Raw genomic sequence first — 19,654 nt, 5'->3', positions numbered from 1 at the left:
GTCATACAAATACCAAAGTAGACACTCAGATATGCACTAGCACCTCTGAAGTGCTACGTACCTAGGTCATCGACACACTATAAGTTTTATTGTAAAGGCCCATGTATGGAACGATCTAAATTTATCTTCGAAAGTGGTTATGATGGTATTTTTGATCTACATAATCGGCGACGCGTACTCAAGGTCATTCTCGTAGTTTCATTTTTAATCATGGTCCCCTTGAGTATCAAAAACTACTACATTGGTCAGAGTTCACTGGCAACGTTACTGCTTATTTTTGAGTCGAGTCTTTTTATTGAAGTCTATGGGGTTCTGTACCTAAAAAAAGCGGTGTTTGGGTACTCAGTTCCACTTGTCTTACTTGGCATCTCTATCATTTATAGTGTTCATATTTTTGGGACGCTAGCGACCTATTGGACGTTCCCGATCATCACGAGCATTGTCTTCGTCGTTCCCAAACACGCTGCATTAGCCATAAATACTTTGATAATAGTTGGAGTATCTGCTGCCGCGTTCCAACATCAAGACTCAATGATCACACTTCGCTTCGCACTAGCATTACTTACCTGCGCCACTATCTCTCACTTTGCCATTGAAGCGGTTAGGACGTTGCAGCACAACTTACGTTACTTATCGACGAGAGACTCACTAACAGGAGCTTTAAATCGCCACCAGCTTGATGCTTTTTTGGAAGATGCCTCTCAAGGAAATAAAAGACAACAAGTCGCTTCGATTGCCATCATTGACATAGATAAATTCAAACAGGTCAATGACCTATTCGGACACGATGTAGGAGACCAAGTCATAAAAATAGTTGTAGAGACAATCAATGAGAACTGTCGACAAAGAGATCTCTTGTTTCGCCTAGGGGGAGATGAGTTTTTGCTGCTTTTTAACAACACAACGCAAGACGTAGCACAGCGAGTTCTTAGCAGCATTTCTCACAAAATACGAAACCGACATTACCCAAGCCACGCCCAAGTCACACTAAGTATCGGTATCGCCGAATCCCAAACCGATGAAGATATCGACCAGTGGATTAAGCGTGCAGACGTTGCCCTTTATGAAGCTAAACGCTCTGGAAGAGATGCCATCTACCTTAACCAAATTCCCCCCTCTCAGACTAGTACGTCTATTAGCCTTTGATATGTATTTCGCTTAGAAAGTATCAACACTGATTATTGGTTTAGAGTAATTCTATATCTTAGCGTTATTTTCTTATGTCTAGCACGGACTTTGTCTAGTCATAAATGCTACTAACCCACCACTTTCCAATTAACAGCAATACAACACTTTAAAAACAACCTATTCCACCAAATTTAATAACAATTTAATTCGTTGCTTTAGATCATGAGAAAGGCAGTTTAGTGTCGTGCTACCGAACGCTTTTCTGTACATTCAATGACATATTCTGAAACAGTTTCTTATATTTTTTACAAATTTAAATGAAGTGGAGAAACCTATGCTAGAGCTCTTGATCGGGTTAGCAGTGACCATTGCCGTCGGCTATTTTATTGTCAAAGGATACAAAGCCGCAGGGGTGCTGTTAACAGCAGGCGTCGGCCTTCTACTCCTTACTGGGGTATTAGGACATACAGTGTTACCAGCAAAAGTTGCATCAACAGGCAACATGGTAACGGACGCATTAGAGTTCGTAAAATATATGCTCCAATATCGTGGGGGCGGCTTAGGTATGCAAATCATGTTACTTTGTGGTTTCGCTTCCTATATGACTCACCTTGGTGCTAATAACGTTGTTGTTAAACAGTTTTCTAAACCTCTTTCGTTTATCAAGTCACCGTATGTCTTACTAGTAGCGGCCTATATCGTAGCTTGTTTAATGTCTTTAGCAGTAAGCTCTGCAACTGGTCTAGGCGTACTACTAATGGCGACGCTATTCCCTATGATGGTAGCTATGGGCATTTCTCGCCCTGCGGCCGTCGCTGTGTGTGCATCACCAGCTGCAATCATTCTTTCGCCTACTTCAGGTGATGTCGTTATTGCTGCCGAGAAGTCTGGCTTAGCTCTTGATGTTTTTGCTGTGCAAACAGTACTGCCAGTATCTATATCAGCAATTATCGTGATGGCAGGTGCCGCTTTCTTCTGGAACAAATATTTAGACAAGAAAGAAAACACACCAATGGAAAAAATTGATGTGTCTGAAATAGAAGCCGATGCGCCCGCTTTCTATGCGCTTCTTCCTTTCTTGCCAATTATCGGTGTATTCCTGTTCAACGGCCGTACAATCCCGGGCCTATCCCTCGATATTTATACCATCGTAGTCGGTTCAATTTTCATCGGTGCCTTGGTCGATTTCGTAACTCAAAGATTCAATGGAGAGAAAACACTAGAAGATTTAGAAGCGTGCTATGCAGGTATGGCTGATGCATTCAAAGGCGTCGTGATGTTGTTGGTTGCAGCTGGCGTGTTCGCGCAAGGCTTAATGTCAATTGGTGCGATTGATAACCTTATTGGCCTAGCAGAAGCAGCAGGTGCAGGCGGTATTGCGTTAATGTTGATCTTAACAGGTTTAACCGTTGCGGCAGCAATTGCGACAGGTTCGGGTAACGCTCCTTTCTACGCATTCGTTGAGTTGGCGCCTTCATTAGCAGCGAAAATGGGCTTGAGCCCAGCTTTCCTAATCATTCCAATGCTTCAAGCATCAAACCTAGGCCGTACAATCTCTCCTGTATCAGGGGTAATCGTTGCAACCAGTGGTATGGGTAAAATCAGTCCATTTGAAGTAGTGAAGCGTACATCAGTGCCTGTAATTTGTGGTCTAGCAACCGTTATTTTAAGCACCTTAATCCTGGTTCCTATGCATGCCTAACTAGCATCAAAATCTATGATAAAAGGGCCTAATCTCTAGGCCCTTTTTAGTTTCTATTACTTTTCATTAGAGCTTGAATCTCCCTACAATTTCTATGAGTTGGCTATTCACATTATCAATGTTAGATGCCTCATCAAGGGCTTGTTTACCGTTGGAGTCTAGTTCCCCCACAATGTCATTAATTGCGGTCATATTTCGACTTAGCTCTTGAGTTACGCTACTTTGCTCTTCCGCGGCCGTCGCTATCTGTGTGCTCAAATCGTTAATTTCAGTCACGAAATTGGTCATGGTTTCTAAACTTTCGACAACCTCTCCTGCTCCCTCTGCCGTTTGTTCACAACGACTTTTCGTTACATCCATAGACTCGACCACAGATTGGCTTCCTTTTAGTAAGCTACCAAGTGCTGTTTCGATTTCTTCAGTACTGGTTTTGGTCCGGCTAGCGAGGTTTCTCACTTCATCAGCCACAACAGCAAACCCTCGCCCTTGCTCTCCCGCACGCGCCGCTTCAATTGCTGCATTCAAAGCAAGTAGGTTGGTTTGCTCGGCGATGTCACCTATCACACCCAAAATTGTGTTAATACCATCGGTTTCGCTACTCATTTGTTGGACATTTTCCGCTGCAACTCCCACGTCAGAAACCAATTCTGACACATTCGATTGCGCTTGCATCGCTGTTTGCTTAGAGCTGCTCCCCGCTTCATTAGCTTTGTTCGTCAGTTGGGCGGTGTTTGCTGCATCCGTCGCCATAGACTCGGCTGTAGAGTTCATTTCTTCAATCGCCGTGACGACTTGTTCAGTCTCAGATACATGGTTTTGCAAGATAACGGAGTTACGCTGGGATTGATCTTTTAGCTTATCGACATTTTCATTGAGATCATTGGTCACTCCCCTAATCTCTAACATCATATGCTGGAGGCTTTCGATAAACTTATTCACGCCATTCGCTATCTCTCCTAAATCATCTTTAGTCGTCACTTCCAAACGCTGAGTAAGATCCCCGTTACCCTGTGACAATCCATCTATAGTTTGTCTTAAAGCCAGAATTGGGCGATACAATGCTTGTAGAACTAAAAACGCAACGACAACACTGACAATAGTGGCAATGAAAGCGCTAAGAATAGCGGAGTATTTGGCTTCCGCTAAACTTGCGAACGCGACATCGTTATCAACACCAATAGCAAAGTACCAACGTTTATCTGCAATATTGATCTGATGAGAGAATAGTAACTTGTCCTTGCCTTCGAACATATAGTGTTTAACGTTACTCACATTAGACACGGCTTCGTTGGCAACTTCCCGCAGCCATGGGTAAGCCGTCGCTTTTTCGCTCGATTTAATTGCTTCAGTTGACGAAGCTAGGATGGTGGTATCTTGGCTCATGATCATCGCGACAGCCCCGGGGATCTCGGTGGCATTTTTTACCATCTCGTTGAGAAAACCTAGCTGCATATCGACAGATATCATCCCATTTTTTATTTTCTCAACAATACTGATCCAGAAAATATCAGACCCCGCGCCTAAATAAGGCTCCGTCATTGCCGTGCCTGGGCTGTTTCTCGCCAATTGATACCATGCACGCTCAGTGATATCGCCGTCGAGTTTATGGTTTGGCCAGCTTTTGGCTGTCTGATTCCAATACCCGTCACCATTTTCAAAACCAATTACGGAGCTATTTAAATTCATGGCTCCCGCCATCACCTTGGTCAATTCGATAAAGCTTTCAGGCGTTCCTGTCACCTCTTCTCTTTGGAATTTGGCAGCGAGTTTGCTTAACCCCGATACTTTTTCTCCCAACTGATTTTCTATCAACAGTGCTTGCTTCGCGACGTACTCTTCATTCGCCGCAGTGATTATTTCAACAAGCGTCTCTTCTTGTTTTATATACGAAACGTAGCTCGAAGCCGATACGGAAATTGCCACCAAAGCAATAATCGAAATGAGTAGTACGTTTTTAAATCCTAGTTGCTTCATTATCCTATCCGCCTATCGTTCACCCTGAAACATAAATAGCAGAGGTCATCAGCCAACTCTGGGCTTAATGATTATTCTATTGATAAGAATAGTCCTTTCTGGATAATTCAGTTGGTTAGATAGGAGGAATTTCGAATTAAAATGGGATCTTGAGGGAAGTGTTCTACGTTTTTGTTTAAATTAGAGGCAAGGCTTTTTACTCATGAGCCGCTCGTAGCAACCGTTGGCCTTTAACTTGCTGATACCACGATCAAAAATGTCAGCCAGCATATGACCTCTATCATTGTTAGGGAACAGCATAAACATAGGATTACTGATCAGCGCTTTTTCTCCAATGCGAATTTCATCTAAGCCGTTATCAGTCAACTCTTCGATCATTAGTAATCCAACTTGTTTTTCAATTGGTAAAACCTCAATCCGCTGTCGATACAGCTTTAATATATTTTCTTCCATGCTTGTCGCACTGATGGTTTTAACATTGTTATCTTCCAAAATTTTCGTAGAGGCATATCCTGGAACACTGCCCACTTCATACTTGGCTAAATCTGAAATGCTATCCCACTCTAAATCTACGTCTTTATGGTAAAACATCAGTGTATCGGCATGAAGAATGGCTTCTTTCGAAATTATATATTGCTGTTGCCTATCTTCATTTGAATACCAAGGAAAGGTTCCATCTCGCTTAGAATATTTGACTAACTTTGCGCTTCTTACCCAAGGATAATATTCAATGACGACTTCATAACCTTCTATCGCAAACGAACGCTCTACGACTTTTTCTATTAGACCTTTCCCTTCTTCACTTGATGTATAGGGGTACCAATCCCCTGAAGCAAGACGAATGACTTGGCTTTCTTCAGCATGAGAAATTTGCCCTAATAAAGTACAAAGTGCAATGAAACATAAGGTTAGCGTATTTTGCATAATGTCAATGTTCAACTAATCCGTGTTCAAAAACTAAACAATCAAAAAATAATCATGACACATGCCGAGTGATAAAACGACTATTAACAAAAAAAACAATAGATAACGTATTGAGAAAGGCAGCATTAGAGAGTGGCAAGGATTCAAGGTCGAGTTTCGCCTAACCCCACGCTAACAGCGTGGCTGTAGAGGGTATTTGAGCGGAGAGTAAAGCTACCAAAAGTAACGGACATACTATGATCAGAAAGCAGATACAAAGAATGCCATGTCGATCAAACATGGCACATCATTACAAATCGCTACAGGCTATCGCTGACAAATCAGCTACTTCAAATCGCCATAGCGTTCCAGGTAAAGAACCGTTGCTGCTGTACGAGAAGGAACTTGCAATTTTTTAAGTAAGCTCTTCATGTGAACTTTAACCGTAGACTCAGAGATAAATAGGTGATCGGCAATTTGCTTGTTTCTATAACCTTTAGCAACCTCTTGCAGTATTTGCATTTCTCGCTCAGTCAGTTGCTCAAAAATATCTTCACGATCTTTATTGTCTTCAAGGTACTTAGCAACCACACTGCTATATGCTTTATCGCCACTATGTGCTTGTTTGAGCAAGTCTATTAACTCGTCAGGTTCAGTGTCTTTCAATAAATAGCCGTCAGCTCCGGCTTTAACAATAGCTTCAATATCAGCTGGGCTATCTGACACCGTAAGAATGACGATATTCGCGTTTGAACCATCCGTACGTAACGCTTTTAGCGTATCAAGCCCAGACATGCCCTTCATATTTAAATCGAGCAAAATAAGATCTGGGTCTTCTTCATGAGCTAAAGCGACAGCCTCACTGCCATTGCTAGCTTCAGCGATTACATCAAACTCATCTTCGAAACTTAACAGTTGGCTAATGCCACGACGCATTAGAGGGTGGTCATCCACCAGCATTACTTTACATATGGTCAAACTTAGATTTCCTTCAAACTTTTATACTTCAAAATTACTTTGCAGCCGCTACCTTTAGCCGCTTCAATTGTTAGGTCACCATTAAGCCTTGCCGCTCTTTCTTGCATGATACTCATACCATAGTGATTCAATTTAGAAGCACTAGGGTCGAATCCATCCCCGTTATCTTTGATTTCAACAAGTACATCCCCTTCTTCATCCAAGCAACACACATCTATCGAAGACGCATTCGCATGCTTGATAGAGTTCATCGTTGCTTCACGAATAAGTTGAAGTAAGTGTACTTGCCTGTGAGCGTCTAGCTCAATTGACGATAAATTATTTATTAGAGTTATTTTAGCGTCCGTGCGCTCATTTAATTGTTCTAGCATATCGCTCAGAGCTTCACCAAAGCTTCCTTCTTTAATTGATAACCTGAACGTTGTTAGCAGCTCTCTGAGCTGTGTATATGCTCCCGATAGCCCATCATTAATCTCCAACGCAATTTGCTCTGTTTGACTAACGTGTTTATGTTCCGGAAGCTTTCCAATCACTCGCTTAAGCAAAGTGACTTGAATTTTTAAATAAGAAAGTGATTGAGCTAACGAATCATGTAGCTCTCTTGCGATCGTCGCGCGCTCTTCCATCAGGATCAGCTGCTCTGCTTTCTTTTGAGCATGATTATAATAGATCGCTCTCGACAATATCTGGATAAAATTCGCAATTAGAGCATGCTCTTCGGTTTGTTCGCTATATGTACAGTACAAATAGCCAAGCTGAACATCATCGAGCTTCAATGAATACTTCTGTTCATAATCTGTCACAACCTCACCTTCGTCGAGGATCAAAGCTCGTCCACCGACATCAGCGATTTCCAAGCGCACCGACGTGACGCTTTCTAAGCTGACTAAATATTGGAGTATTGCGCGGAAGTTATCAGGGTTAATTCTAGCCGCCGTGAGCTCTTGTGATGAATCATAAAGAACTTGTAAAGACTTATTCGCTCTCTGCAATTTTTTTGTTTTTTCATCAACAGCATGCTCAAGATCTCGGTACAAATCTCCCAAATCTTTCGCCATTAAATTAAAGGTACGGGTCAAAATACCCATTTCGTTACTACTCGTAACCTCGAGGTTAACGTCAAAGTCACGGTTCTTTATCTGCTGACTTGCGCCAACTAATGCATGTAGCGGTGTCACCACTTGTTTGCGAACAAAATGAACAACGAACAGAGAGATAATTAAAATTCCACCAAGCCCTAGCCCTCCAACCCAAGCCAACTTGATTAATTTTTGTTCTGAGAACTGCTGAAGTTTAAATACAAAACCATCAATTTCAGACACAAAATTCGCGACAAGGACTAAATAATAGTCTCGCTGATCACTTTCTAATACCGCTTTAAGTTCATGCCACCGAACAATAATTCGGTAGTAATCCTGAGTAATATCTGACGGCACATCCCAATCTTGAAGATTCTTCATAGAAGGTGAATACAGAGAGCTTTCGAACTGCCTGATGTGCGAAGAATAGTCGATAGATTTAATTTGGATATCGTGCGCCAAACGATAACTTTGCATCCTCATTGAACCGGCGACGTTGACCGCTTCAGCATCATTCAAACTTGAAGCTAACGTGAAAATCGCGAAGCCTGTAGTTGCCACAGACAGTAACAAAATCAATAAGAGTGACTTAGCAATGGTGCTAGTAACCGATGAAACATGACTCATAATTTAGGTGGTAATCCTAGGTTCATAGATATGAAAAACAACTAGTTAAGGGGAGAGAATAACAGGCTACCTTTCCAATATGTGATCAACCGCTTCAAGTTTTATTGATCTAAAACAATCTTGGCTAGCATTAACCCTTAGGGGGTATTTATACAATTATTTCTAAAATTACACTACCTATGAAAATTAATTAAAGTTTATTAATAGCTTAGCGTCACAATTCGTTAACAAGATTTTGAGCTTTCACACTTTCAAGTCTGCGAAGTTCTCTTTGTACGCTATATTGGTAAGTGCAATGTTACAAATTGGAAGAGTTAGGTGGTTGACTTAACAAAAAGACGATTATTTTCCCGTAGAAAGGTCGACGAAAGTCAGATTCGCCTACCGTGGATAAAAGAGCTCAGTACGTTTACCGACGACTGCACCCGATGCGGAAAGTGCATTGATGTTTGCGAAACGAAGATTATCACCATCGGTGATGGCAGCTTCCCAACCGTAGATTTCAATAAAGGCGAATGCACTTTTTGTTATCAATGCGCCGATATATGCCCTGAGCCAATTTTCACCGACATGCAAAGCACGCCTTGGCCTGCGAAAGCTTCAATTAGCGAAGAGTGCCTTGCAAATAAAAATGTTGAATGCCGAAGCTGTGGCGACATGTGTGAACCTATGGCCATTCAGTTTCAACTAAGAGCCGGTGGTGTGGCTTTACCCAAAATCGAAGTAGATGAATGTAGTGGTTGTGGGGCGTGCGTTTCAGTTTGCCCTACTTCAGCAATACTTGTGAGCAATAAATAAAAATAACGAGAGTGACTTTATGGCACTAAACGAAGTGCACATTTCAAGTTTAGTCGTACATGTGAGCCCTGAGCACCTTACCGAAATAAAAGCGGAAATCGAAAAATTCGATAACGCTGAGATTTACGGTGATAGCCCGGAAGGCAAAATCATTGTGGTACTGGAGACGGAAAACCAAGGTTTTGTCACCGACACCATCGACGCAATTAACAATTTAACGAACGTATTAGGCACAGCTTTGGTTTATCACCAAATCGAAACTGGCTTAGACGATATAGATTCAGACACTGGAAGTAACAATTCTCAAATCGAGGGTGAAGTATGAAAATGACAAGACGTGCGTTTGTGAAAGCAAACGCAGCAGCATCAGCGGCAGCAGTAGCCGGCGTATCATTGCCAGCAACAGCGACCAACCTGATCGCAAGTTCTGACCAAACTAAAATCACTTGGGACAAAGCGCCTTGTCGTTTTTGTGGTACAGGTTGTTCGGTACTTGTTGGTACACAAAATGGTAAAGTTGTGGCAACTCAGGGTGACCCTGAAGCGCCAGTAAACAAAGGTCTTAACTGTATTAAAGGTTACTTCCTTTCTAAAATCATGTACGGCAAAGATCGTCTTGAGCAACCTCTTCTTCGTATGAAAGATGGTAAGTACCACAAAGACGGTGACTTCGCTCCTGTAGATTGGGATACCGCTTTCGATGTTATGGCTGAAAAATGGAAGCAAGCATTAAAAGATAAAGGTCCTACTGGTGTTGGTATGTTCGGTTCAGGCCAATGGACTGTAATGGAAGGTTACGCTGCAGCTAAAATGATGAAAGCAGGTTTCCGTTCTAACAACATCGACCCTAACGCTCGTCACTGTATGGCATCTGCTGTAGGCGCATTCATGCGTACTTTCGGTATCGATGAGCCGATGGGCTGTTACGACGACTTCGAACACGCAGATTCTTTCGTTCTGTGGGGTTCAAACATGGCAGAAATGCACCCAGTATTATGGACTCGTATTACTGACCGCCGCTTAAGCCATCCTCACGTACAAGTGAACGTACTGTCTACTTACTACCACCGTTCTTTCGAGCTTGCAGACAAAGGCTACATTTTCGAACCTCAATCTGACCTTGCTATTGCAAACTTCATTGCTAACTACATCATCGAAAACGATGCGGTTAACTGGGACTTCGTAAACAAACACACGAACTTCAAGCAAGCAACGACTGATATCGGTTACGGCCTACGTGACGACGACCCGTTACAACAAGCTGCAGCTAACCCGAACAGTGGTAAAATGTCTTCTATCTCATTTGATGAGTACAAGAAGTCTGTAGCACCATACACAGTTGAAAAAGCTTCTGAGCTATCCGGTGTTGCTGAAGACAAACTTATTGAGCTTGCTAAGCAATACGCAGATCCAAACATTAAAGTAATGTCTCTGTGGACTATGGGTATGAACCAACATACTCGTGGTGTTTGGATGAACAGCCTTGTTTACAATATCCACCTTCTAACAGGTAAAATTGCGACTCCAGGTAACAGCCCGTTCTCACTAACAGGTCAACCTTCAGCTTGTGGTACAGCGCGTGAAGTAGGTACATTTTCTCACCGTCTACCTGCAGACATGGTTGTTGCAAACCCTAAACACCGTAAGATTGCAGAGAAAATCTGGAAACTTCCAGAAGGTACTATCCCGCCAAAACCAGGTAAGCACGCTGTTGCTCAAGACCGCGCGCTGAAAGATGGTGCTATAAACGCTTACTGGGTAATGTGTAACAACAACATGCAAGCTGGTCCAAACATCAACGAAGAACGTCTACCAGGTTACCGTAACCCAGCAAACTTCATCGTATGTTCTGACCCATACCCAACAGCTACAGCTCAAGCGGCTGACCTTATCCTTCCTACAGCTATGTGGATCGAAAAAGAAGGTGCTTACGGTAACGCAGAGCGTCGTACTCAAGCTTGGTACCAACAAGTAGAGACTGTCGGTAACGCTAAGTCTGACCTATGGCAAATCATGGAGTTCTCTAAGCGCTTCTCTATTGAAGAAGTTTGGGGCGAAGAGTTGCTAGCAAATGCGCCTGAGTACCGTGGTAAAACAATGTACGACATGCTGTTCAAAAACGGTCAAGTTGACAAGTTCCCAATCGAAGAAGCTCGTGAGCTTAACGATGACGCACACGCTCAAGGCTTCTACGTACAAAAAGGCCTGTTCGAAGAGTACGCTGAGTTTGGTCGCGACCACGGCCACGATTTAGCACCATACGATGTTTACCACACTGTACGAGGTCTACGTTGGCCTGTAGTTGACGGCAAAGAAACTCTTTGGCGCTACAAAGAAGGTTCAGATCCATATGCGAAAAAAGGTTCTGGTTGGGACTTCTACGGTAAACCAGATGGTAAAGCACTGATCATATCTGCTCCATACGAAGCGCCACCTGAAGCTCCAGATTCAGAATTCGATTTGTGGCTATGTACAGGTCGTGTTCTAGAGCACTGGCATACAGGTACTATGACACGTCGTGTTCCAGAACTTTACAAAGCAGTACCAGATGCACTTTGTTACATCCACCCTGCTGATGCTAAAGCTCGTGGCTTACGCCGTGGTGATGAAGTTCTTATTGAGAACAAGCGTGGCGAAGTACGCGTGCGTGTTGAAACTCGCGGCCGTAACCGTCCACCGCAAGGCTTGGTATTCGTACCATTCTTTGATGCACGAATCCTAATTAACAAACTGATCCTTGATGCGACTGACCCGCTGTCTAAACAGACAGACTTTAAGAAGTGTCCTGTGAAGATCACTAAGGTTTCTTAATTACACACTTATTTAATAAGTAAGAATGAATGCTCGGGCTACCGCAATAAACCGTAGCCCAATCAAAGAATTAGCCATTAGGCGGAGAATTGATATGAAAAAACTGATTACAGCCCTACTGTCAGTTGGTTTATTACTGACAGGCGTTGCACAAGCAGAACTTGATAATCCAGGTGGTATCGGTGGTGTTGAATCACTACGCGGTGCTTCTGAATTAGAAGCAACACGTGCAGCTGACGACTTTAAAAAGTTCCCTCGCGATCAAGTACTTGATAGTGAGTATGTATACCAGCCACCTCTAGTACCTCATACTATTCGTAGCTATGAAGTATCTCTAAACGCAAATAAATGTCTTGCTTGTCACAGTTGGAAAAATGCGAAAGAGATGGGTGCGACTAAAATTAGTGTGACTCACTACGTTAACCGCGAAGATGCAGTACTAGCTGACGTTTCACCTCGTCGTTACTTCTGTCTTCAATGTCACGTACCTCAAGCAGAAGCTAAACCTCTGGTTGAGAACGAATTCAAACCTGTTGATTCGTTACGCTAATCGTAGCCATAGTAGAGAGGCTATTATATGAAATTACTTAAAGCGTTTTGGAAACGATTAGCAGCCCCAAGTAAAGCAGCCGTAGGCGTGGTTTTATTCATGGGTTTCGCTGGTGGTCTATTGTTCTGGGGTGCATTCAACACCGGAATGGAAGCGACAAACACAGAAGAGTTTTGTTCAGGTTGTCATGCACCGATTGTTGCTGAGATACAAGAAACTATTCACTACTCTAACCGTTCTGGTGTACGTGCTATCTGTTCAGATTGTCACGTACCTCATGAATGGACAGATAAGATTGTTCGTAAGGTTCAGGCATCTAAAGAGCTATATGCACACTTTATCGCTAAAACCATTGATACCGAAGAGAAATTCAAAGAGCGTCGAGCTCACCTCGCAGAGCGCGAGTGGGCGCGTTTGAAAAGCAATGATTCTTTAGAGTGTCGTAACTGTCACCAGTTCGATTTCATGGACTTCTCAGAGCAAAGCCCACGTAGTGCTAAACAGCATTCAACGGCATTAGCGTCTGGTGAGAAAACATGTGTAGACTGCCATAAAGGTATTGCACACAAGCTACCCGATATGCACGGTGTAGAAGGCTGGTAATAAGGAGTACTTGAATGAGTTCACTAGAGAGTTTTATCTGGCATTTCCTTGGCTACAGCGCAATGCCTGTAATCATTTTAACTGGCTTTGCCTTAGTTGCAGCCTTCTCAGTTTGGCTTCTTTCTCTGGGTAAAGATAAAGAAATCGACTAGAAATAAATCCGTCAGCTTTTGCCTATTATGCTGACACTAAAAAGCCACTGTTTTCAGTGGCTTTTTTATTTCAGAGTGTAGTTCGAGTTAACTATTCAACGATAGGAAGAACCTGTTTCACGTACTCACCCGGTGCAGTCCCAATCACTGGATTTAGCTCAGAACCTTGACTGAACGGTTCAATTTGTTCGCTAGTTTCAAAACCACCTAACCATTGATTCCAATGGGTCCACCAAGAACCTTCCTTATGTGTTGCATTAGTGAGCCACTCTTCCGCTGAATCATCTAGATTGTCGTTCACCCAAAAACCATATTTATTCTTGTCTGGATGATTCACGATACCCGCTATATGACCAGATTCACCTAAAACAAATGTTTTGTTTCCTCCTGTATTCAATGCACCACGGTAAGTGCCTTGCCATAACGCGATATGATCTTCTTTCGTCGAAATGAAATAGCTAGGAATTTTAATTTTGTTTAGATCAATCCAGACACCACCAACTTTTACGCCTTTTTCTTGAACGAGTTTATTTTCAAGATACAGTTCACGTAACAAGAAGTTATGGCACTTCGCAGCCACGTTCGTACTGTCACTATTCCAATATAAAAGGTCGAAGTCCATCGGACTGCTGCCCTTCAAATAGTTATCAACGTAATAATTCCAGTACAGACTGTTTTCGCGCAACAAACTAAAGGTCACGCTTAGCGAGCGTCCATCCATAAACCCTTTGGTCTCGTTTTGCTTCTCAATAGCACTAATGATCGTATCATTGACGTAAGCACCAACCTCACCAGGCTGTGAGAAGTCTAATAGCGTCGTAAAGAAAGTCGCCGTTTTAATGCGCTTCTTCATACGTTTAGCCGCGTAGTAAGCAACCGTTGAAGCTAAAACAGTACCGCCAATACAATAACCTGCGGCGTTAATCTGTTCTTTACCAGTGATTTCTTCAATTGCAGATACCGCTTTAACAACACCATCAGTGACGTAGTCACCAAATTCGACATCCTTTTGACCTAGGCCAGGATTACGCCAAGACATCATAAACACGCTATGACCTTGCTCTAGCAGCCAACGTACCATCGAGTTCTTTTCTCTTAAATCGAGAATGTAGTACTTGTTAATAAATGGAGGAACAATGAGAAGCGGAGTTGCGTTAACTTGAGGGGTTTTAGGGTGGTATTGGATGAGTTCGAAGAGCTCATTTTGAAATACGATGTCACCTTCTGTATTTGCGACATCAAGGCCAAGCCTGAACGCATTACTGTTGGTCATTCGAATTTTAAGGATGTCGGCACTGGCCTCAACATCAGCTCTAAGCTGCTCTAAACCGTCCAGGAGGTTTTCACCGTTTCGTTCTAACGTAAGCTTTAGTAACTCTGGATTAGTCGCAATAAAGTTACTAGGGGATAACGCATTAATCGCCTGACGAGAAAAGAACGCCACACGTTCTTTAGTTTTCTCATCAATCCCTTCTATCGAATTAATGGTTTCTAAATAGCTTTTGCTAAAAAGAAGGTAAGACTGCTTTATAAAGTTATAAAACGGGTCATTCTTCCAAGCTTCATCAATAAATCGTTTGTCACTGCGATCTTCAGCGATAACACTTTCTGTATTGCCCATTAGCACAGCATTTTGCCAAATTTGAAGCTGCTGTTCCCACCATTGGGATTGAAGTTTTAGAAGGTCTGTAGGTTGGTTTATGGCTTGTTCGAAAATCTTGGATGCATCGTCAAAATTCAGTTCTTGCATCGCTTTGTTGAGGGGTGACTGTGCGGCTTCCTTGCTTTGTTCAAAGTTGGTCCACCATTGCTGGTTGGTTTGTTGAAGTTTTACAAGGTAGTCCGAAAAGAGGTGTTGAAACATAACATGACTCCAATAATCGGAAAATCGCCATCAAGCAGAGGCACTTAGCTAAGGTGCATGCTCGATGGCGATTAAAATTTATGCTGGTGTAGCAGTCTTCAAGTTTTCAGTTGTTAGTGTTTCAACATCTTCTTTGAACTCTTTCGCCACTGCTTGAAGTTTAGTGCTATCACTCATCATTTGCTGTGAAAGCTGGCTAAGAACCGCAAGTTGTTGGCTATTAAAAGCAGCAAGCCCTGTTGCATCTTTAATATCTGTTACCGCTTTCATTTGTGCCAAACCCATGTCCGTGTATGTCTTCATTGCGTTCATTTGCAATTCAGTAATAGTTTGGACGTTCTTCGCTACTAGCTTGTTGAACTTGAAGTACGGTTCGAATTGCTTTTCAGTTTGGTCCGTGAAAGTTTTAAAAATATCCGTGTACATAAGTTACTCCTGAGTATTACGATTTAAATTAAGTAATGTTGATTCAATGTCAGCTATAACGCTTAAGCACTTACACCTTTAAGCAATACAGCGGTACCCATTCCTCCCCCTACACACAACGATGCAACCCCATATTGAGTCTTGTTGTTGATCATTTCGTGAATAAGAGAAACGATAATTCTGTTTCCTGATGCGCCTAGTGGATGACCTAATGCTATTGCTCCACCGTTCACGTTTACCTTCGACTTCCAAGCATCAAGTGGTAATTCGTGCTGTTCCGACAGCCCCTGCATCACCCCTAAAGCTTGTGCTGCAAATGCTTCATTCAGCTCAAACAGATCAATGTCTTTAAGTTCTAAATCCGCTTTGTTCAACGCCTTAGAAACCGCTTCAACTGGACCTAATCCCATAACTTTAGGGTCTAAGCCTGATTGAGCATAACTAGTGAGCTCCACAAGAGGAGTTAAGTTGTATTTTTCAACAGCAGATTCTGACGCTAATACAATCGCACTCGCGCCATCGTTGATACCGGATGCGTTGCCAGCGGTAACGCTACCTTCTTTGTCAAAAGCCGGGCGAAGTTTAGAGAGGCCCTCAAAGGTTGCGTCAGATTTAGGGTATTCATCAGTATCAAAAGTGACGACTTTCTTGCGCTGTTTTACTTCAACGGGAACAATCTGGCTCTCAAACTTTCCAGCCTCGATTGCTGCGACAGCTTTTTGCTGACTTTCAAGTGCGTAGTTGTCTTGCGCTAAACGAGAGATATGAAGGGACTTCGCAATGTTCTCTGCGGTCACGCCCATATGGTAGTTATTGAACGCATCGGTTAGGCCATCCCCAATCAATAGGTCCGTCATGTTAATACCGCCCATTTTGTGCCCGTTACGAATATTCGCGGGAACGATAAACGGGATCTGCGACATGACCTCAACGCCTGCTGCTACCACAACTTCCGCGTCGTTTGCTTTTATATGTGCCGCAGCATCCATCACGGATTTCATTCCACTGCCACAAATCATGTTTACGCCATACGCTGGAACCTCTTCAGCAATGCCAGCTTGGATAGAGGCTTGACGAGCGACTCCCATCCCTTGCCCTGCTGAAATCACATTTCCAACAATAACTTCATCAACGATCTCAGGAGCAATGTTTGCTGAGCCTAGAGCGCCCTTAATTGCAACACCTGCTAGTTCCCCGGCTGAAACTGATTTTAGCGAACCTGTAAATGAACCTATTGGTGTACGTTTTGCTGCTACTACAAATACTTTTTCCATCATTCAATCCTTGTTAATCCCGAACATCTATTAGTGCATGTATAAGCCGCCGTTAATCGACAGAGTTTCACCTGTGATATACGCACCCGATTCACCCGCTAGGTAACCGACAGCATTTGCGATTTCTTCAGGTGTCGCTAGACGCTTCATTGGGATTTGTGCTTTTATGGATTCAAGTACTTCTGGTTTCATTTGTTCAACCATAGGAGTTCCCGTGTAGCCAGGTGCAACTACATTAACCGTTACACCACTTCTAGCCCCTTCTGCAGCCAATGCTTTTGAAAAACCAATCATTCCCGCTTTCGCAGCTGAGTAGTTGGTTTGACCAAATTGCCCTTTCAAGCCATTAACTGAGGATATGTTAATGACTCGGCAGTTCCCTTTCTCACACATTGGTGCAAACAAAGGCTGAGTTACATTGAATAAGCTATTTAGGTTTGTATTAATTACATCATTCCAAGCTTCAACATTCATTTTCTTGAACACGCTGTCACGAGTAATACCAGCATTATTAACTAGAACATCAATTGTCCCTTCGTCTTCCAATAGTTGACTTAATCGTTCTTGGCATTCAGCTGTATTCGTCACATCTAGTTCAAATAGTCTAACCTGATCTTCGTTAAAGCCTTTTTCATTAAACCAGTCCAAAGCACATTGGTAATTACCCGTAAAATATGTCGCGATAACTCGATATCCATCCTCTACTAATTTTGAAGATATCGCCGAGCCAATGCCACCCTTTGAACCAGTAATTAAAGCTAGTTTTTTCATTTATGATTCCGTCCCTTTACAAGCCTAAAAAATAATAACAGCACAAATTCAATGAAATATAAGAGCTGGCTTTTATACAATCCATTCACTCTATTTAATCTCTAGTATTTAAACTAACGAACTATTGTTACATTTCAAAAACAATTTAATTGAATATATAAAAACACGACTTCGATCCCATCCGCATGAAATGTTATATATATGTTATTTTTTGTAACTTACTGATTTAAATGAAGAAAATAGAGAGACATAGATACCAATAGATACCTAAGCCGTTGTTTTTAAAGGGCTAAATTGATTGCATATGAGGTTTGCAAGGTTTTTGTAGGATCTCGATAAACAACCATAATCTACGATAATCTCTCGACGCACTTCAAAAAATTACTGATAAAATTAGCAATTGTGAAATCGAGCTAGAACTATCAAAGAACATACTCCTGAATATACTAGGTATTGATAGGATGTATTTAAGGTAAAAAAACCACCACCCTTTAGGGTAGCGGTCAAAGTATTAATTATAAAAGTTAATTATATAAAATTATCAATAAATAGTAATCATTCCAATCTAAACGTTTCGTTTTTAATTACGTCTAGATAGATTTTATTTTCAAGCTTCATCCCATCACAATAGATGAAATATATTTCCTTATTCTCAAACTTAATCGACTTGACCCAGCCACCTAATTCATCAAAATCCTCTGGCGAACAGTCACCTTTTGATATTAACTCTTTTGTCGCTTTTCTAAATTGATCTTTATAACTAAGTAAATCGTCAGACTCCTCAATATAAGAGTCTAATATTTCTAGGTTTTCTTCATCAGAAATAATAACTTCGTCTTTGCTTAGGCCATCCATAGCGATCCACTCAGCTACTTCTTCACCGCCGTCTTCATAAACGATGTAGTCTGATATTCTTACCCAGCCATCTTTTTTTTCTAAAATCTCGACTTCATCTGATTTATATCTATATCCTTCAATGACACCGGCATCACTAGGATCGTTCACTATCGCAACACGTCTCTCTTTCACGTAATAGATTTTTTTTCCCATCTGTTGGGACAGATCCATAATTGGTTTTGAATCCACCGTATCTTTCATTGCATTCGTATCTTGTGTTGGGACGTCCTGCTCAACCGGTTCTGCTTGCTCTTTATTCATAACCAAGAAATAGTACGCTGCACCACCTCCACCAATCAGTAGAAGTAGCACTAAGCCAATAATCACTTTTTTCATTTATATCTTCACCACCAAGCAAGAGAGTCTTCCTAGAAGTGTACAACAACTAATGTAGGCACTCATCTATACTCTAATCTAGACAAAGAGTATTGAGATATAAATCAAGTGTTAATTTGGTGAGAAATGAATGCTTTAACGTACAGAACATACACCACAATTTTGGGTACTTTGGGGCTCCTCTTCTGTTCTGCCTGCTTCGCGCAACATTGTACGAATCAATCTTGGACTCAATTACTCGACAAGCAACACCAAGTCGAACATTGGTACAATCACAACACGATGGGGTTCAACGAATTACTCAACCTACAAGAACATCAGGTTTTTATGAGTAAGGAATTTACAGATAAAGAACTCCAATCGTTTTGGCACCCTAAGAAAACGGAATTGCATCAAAAACTCCATGACCAGATTGAAAGTTCTACCTACCTCTCTGAATTACTTTTAGATAGAACTCATTTGATTCGAGAGAAAATGGACGAGGTGTCAGGGCTAACGCTCGCGTGGAAAGAAATGAGCATTCACTGCTTGAAAGCCAACTTAGCGTTGAACTATCAAACTAGCCAAAATAATGTAAGTACCTCAGAATCGTTACTACAAGACCTAGCCACTTTAGAAAGTAAATACGATGCCCTTCGCCGCCTTTACGAACAAGAAGCTTTATCACTTAAAAATTCAAAACCTTAGTATAAAAATTCAAGTTTTCCCTTCACTGAAATTCACATTACTACTTTTTCAACAACCAAACCTACAGCAACAAAAAATCAACAAATACAGTTAA

General features: G+C 41.9%; 18 protein-coding genes. 9 read left to right on the top strand and 9 right to left on the bottom strand.

The genetic code is table 11. The features are described 5' to 3' along the window. The first annotated feature begins 105 nt into the window (after positions 1-105). On the top strand, positions 106-1,146 hold the full coding sequence (locus ACHUFI_RS19075) for a GGDEF domain-containing protein (RefSeq protein WP_394252028.1): 1,041 nt from the start codon (positions 106-108) through the stop codon (positions 1,144-1,146). Positions 1,147-1,462: 316 nt separating this feature from the next. Continuing rightward, positions 1,463-2,830, top strand: coding sequence for an anaerobic C4-dicarboxylate transporter DcuC (gene dcuC / locus ACHUFI_RS19070; RefSeq protein WP_394252026.1), 1,368 nt, complete (start codon positions 1,463-1,465; stop codon positions 2,828-2,830). Positions 2,831-2,896: 66 nt separating this feature from the next. Here dcuC and ACHUFI_RS19065 read toward each other — a convergent pair whose 3' ends face one another. From ACHUFI_RS19065 to narQ, 4 genes are all read right to left on the bottom strand, one after another. Next, positions 2,897-4,804, bottom strand: coding sequence for a methyl-accepting chemotaxis protein (locus tag ACHUFI_RS19065; protein ID WP_394252024.1), 1,908 nt, complete (start codon positions 4,802-4,804; stop codon positions 2,897-2,899). Between the two features lie 180 nt (positions 4,805-4,984). Then, positions 4,985-5,743, bottom strand: coding sequence for a substrate-binding periplasmic protein (locus tag ACHUFI_RS19060; protein WP_394252022.1), 759 nt, complete (start codon positions 5,741-5,743; stop codon positions 4,985-4,987). Between the two features lie 309 nt (positions 5,744-6,052). Beyond that, positions 6,053-6,685, bottom strand: coding sequence for a response regulator (locus ACHUFI_RS19055; protein ID WP_394252020.1), 633 nt, complete (start codon positions 6,683-6,685; stop codon positions 6,053-6,055). Between the two features lie 2 nt (positions 6,686-6,687). Continuing rightward, positions 6,688-8,391, bottom strand: coding sequence for a nitrate/nitrite two-component system sensor histidine kinase NarQ (gene narQ / locus ACHUFI_RS19050; protein WP_394252018.1), 1,704 nt, complete (start codon positions 8,389-8,391; stop codon positions 6,688-6,690). A 318-nt stretch (positions 8,392-8,709) separates the two neighbouring features. Here narQ and napF point away from each other — a divergent pair, with 318 nt between their 5' ends. From napF to ACHUFI_RS19020, 6 genes are all read left to right on the top strand, one after another. After that, a complete protein-coding gene (gene napF, locus ACHUFI_RS19045; RefSeq protein WP_394252016.1) occupies positions 8,710-9,189 on the top strand; it encodes a ferredoxin-type protein NapF in 480 nt (159 codons plus the stop codon). Positions 9,190-9,208: 19 nt separating this feature from the next. After that, the gene (locus tag ACHUFI_RS19040) at positions 9,209-9,514 is read left to right on the top strand and encodes a chaperone NapD (RefSeq protein ID WP_137357327.1); all 306 of its coding nucleotides are present in this window, start codon (positions 9,209-9,211) and stop codon (positions 9,512-9,514) included. Next, on the top strand, positions 9,511-12,000 hold the full coding sequence (gene napA / locus ACHUFI_RS19035; RefSeq protein ID WP_394252014.1) for a periplasmic nitrate reductase subunit alpha: 2,490 nt from the start codon (positions 9,511-9,513) through the stop codon (positions 11,998-12,000). Before ACHUFI_RS19040 ends, napA begins: the two co-directional genes overlap by 4 nt. Positions 12,001-12,094: 94 nt before the next feature. Continuing rightward, positions 12,095-12,550, top strand: coding sequence for a nitrate reductase cytochrome c-type subunit (locus ACHUFI_RS19030; RefSeq protein ID WP_394252012.1), 456 nt, complete (start codon positions 12,095-12,097; stop codon positions 12,548-12,550). A 27-nt stretch (positions 12,551-12,577) separates the two neighbouring features. Continuing rightward, positions 12,578-13,153, top strand: coding sequence for a NapC/NirT family cytochrome c (locus tag ACHUFI_RS19025; RefSeq protein ID WP_394252010.1), 576 nt, complete (start codon positions 12,578-12,580; stop codon positions 13,151-13,153). A gap of 14 nt (positions 13,154-13,167) precedes the next feature. Then, on the top strand, positions 13,168-13,305 hold the full coding sequence (locus ACHUFI_RS19020) for a TIGR02808 family protein (protein ID WP_394252008.1): 138 nt from the start codon (positions 13,168-13,170) through the stop codon (positions 13,303-13,305). A gap of 91 nt (positions 13,306-13,396) precedes the next feature. On the opposite strand, the gene phaC is transcribed toward ACHUFI_RS19020, so the two are convergent. The 5 genes from phaC to ACHUFI_RS18995 all read right to left on the bottom strand — a co-directional run bounded on the left by phaC (position 13,397) and on the right by ACHUFI_RS18995 (position 18,873). After that, entirely contained in the window at positions 13,397-15,169 is a 1,773-nt protein-coding gene (gene phaC, locus ACHUFI_RS19015) for a class I poly(R)-hydroxyalkanoic acid synthase (protein WP_394252006.1), read from the bottom strand. Between the two features lie 78 nt (positions 15,170-15,247). Further along, positions 15,248-15,595: a phasin family protein gene (locus tag ACHUFI_RS19010; protein WP_137357321.1), complete on the bottom strand. Its 348-nt coding sequence runs from the start codon at positions 15,593-15,595 to the stop codon at positions 15,248-15,250. Between the two features lie 62 nt (positions 15,596-15,657). Then, the gene (locus tag ACHUFI_RS19005) at positions 15,658-16,869 is read right to left on the bottom strand and encodes an acetyl-CoA C-acetyltransferase (protein WP_394252056.1); all 1,212 of its coding nucleotides are present in this window, start codon (positions 16,867-16,869) and stop codon (positions 15,658-15,660) included. Positions 16,870-16,899: 30 nt separating this feature from the next. Beyond that, complete coding sequence (locus ACHUFI_RS19000; protein WP_394252004.1) at positions 16,900-17,640, bottom strand: SDR family oxidoreductase; 741 nt, start codon at positions 17,638-17,640, stop codon at positions 16,900-16,902. Positions 17,641-18,195: 555 nt separating this feature from the next. Further along, positions 18,196-18,873 (bottom strand): hypothetical protein, encoded by a 678-nt coding sequence (locus ACHUFI_RS18995; RefSeq protein WP_394252002.1) that lies wholly within the window; start codon positions 18,871-18,873, stop codon positions 18,196-18,198. 126 nt (positions 18,874-18,999) lie between these two features. Between ACHUFI_RS18995 and ACHUFI_RS18990 the strand changes: the two genes are divergently transcribed. Continuing rightward, on the top strand, positions 19,000-19,560 hold the full coding sequence (locus tag ACHUFI_RS18990) for a hypothetical protein (protein WP_394252000.1): 561 nt from the start codon (positions 19,000-19,002) through the stop codon (positions 19,558-19,560). Positions 19,561-19,654 lie beyond the last annotated feature (94 nt).

It is taken from the genome of Vibrio profundi (assembly GCF_043642225.1).
In the GTDB taxonomy this organism is placed as follows: Bacteria; Pseudomonadota; Gammaproteobacteria; order Enterobacterales; family Vibrionaceae; genus Vibrio; species Vibrio profundi_A.
This window is presented reverse-complemented; position numbering and strand designations above follow the sequence as displayed.

What these genes read in the sequence shown, in the direction of transcription:
- ACHUFI_RS19040 (WP_137357327.1), top strand. Translation starts at nt 9,209, where the DNA reads ATGGCACTAAACGAAGTGCACATTTCAAGTTTAGTCGTACATGTGAGC.
- dcuC (WP_394252026.1), top strand. Translation starts at nt 1,463, where the DNA reads ATGCTAGAGCTCTTGATCGGGTTAGCAGTGACCATTGCCGTCGGCTAT.
- ACHUFI_RS19075 (WP_394252028.1), top strand. Translation starts at nt 106, where the DNA reads ATGGAACGATCTAAATTTATCTTCGAAAGTGGTTATGATGGTATTTTT.
- ACHUFI_RS19010 (WP_137357321.1), bottom strand. Translation starts at nt 15,595, where the DNA reads ATGTACACGGATATTTTTAAAACTTTCACGGACCAAACTGAAAAGCAA.
- napA (WP_394252014.1), top strand. Translation starts at nt 9,511, where the DNA reads ATGAAAATGACAAGACGTGCGTTTGTGAAAGCAAACGCAGCAGCATCA.
- phaC (WP_394252006.1), bottom strand. Translation starts at nt 15,169, where the DNA reads ATGTTTCAACACCTCTTTTCGGACTACCTTGTAAAACTTCAACAAACC.
- ACHUFI_RS18995 (WP_394252002.1), bottom strand. Translation starts at nt 18,873, where the DNA reads ATGAAAAAAGTGATTATTGGCTTAGTGCTACTTCTACTGATTGGTGGA.
- ACHUFI_RS19005 (WP_394252056.1), bottom strand. Translation starts at nt 16,869, where the DNA reads ATGGAAAAAGTATTTGTAGTAGCAGCAAAACGTACACCAATAGGTTCA.
- ACHUFI_RS19025 (WP_394252010.1), top strand. Translation starts at nt 12,578, where the DNA reads ATGAAATTACTTAAAGCGTTTTGGAAACGATTAGCAGCCCCAAGTAAA.
- ACHUFI_RS19065 (WP_394252024.1), bottom strand. Translation starts at nt 4,804, where the DNA reads ATGAAGCAACTAGGATTTAAAAACGTACTACTCATTTCGATTATTGCT.
- ACHUFI_RS19000 (WP_394252004.1), bottom strand. Translation starts at nt 17,640, where the DNA reads ATGAAAAAACTAGCTTTAATTACTGGTTCAAAGGGTGGCATTGGCTCG.
- ACHUFI_RS19020 (WP_394252008.1), top strand. Translation starts at nt 13,168, where the DNA reads ATGAGTTCACTAGAGAGTTTTATCTGGCATTTCCTTGGCTACAGCGCA.
- ACHUFI_RS19030 (WP_394252012.1), top strand. Translation starts at nt 12,095, where the DNA reads ATGAAAAAACTGATTACAGCCCTACTGTCAGTTGGTTTATTACTGACA.
- narQ (WP_394252018.1), bottom strand. Translation starts at nt 8,391, where the DNA reads ATGAGTCATGTTTCATCGGTTACTAGCACCATTGCTAAGTCACTCTTA.
- ACHUFI_RS18990 (WP_394252000.1), top strand. Translation starts at nt 19,000, where the DNA reads ATGAATGCTTTAACGTACAGAACATACACCACAATTTTGGGTACTTTG.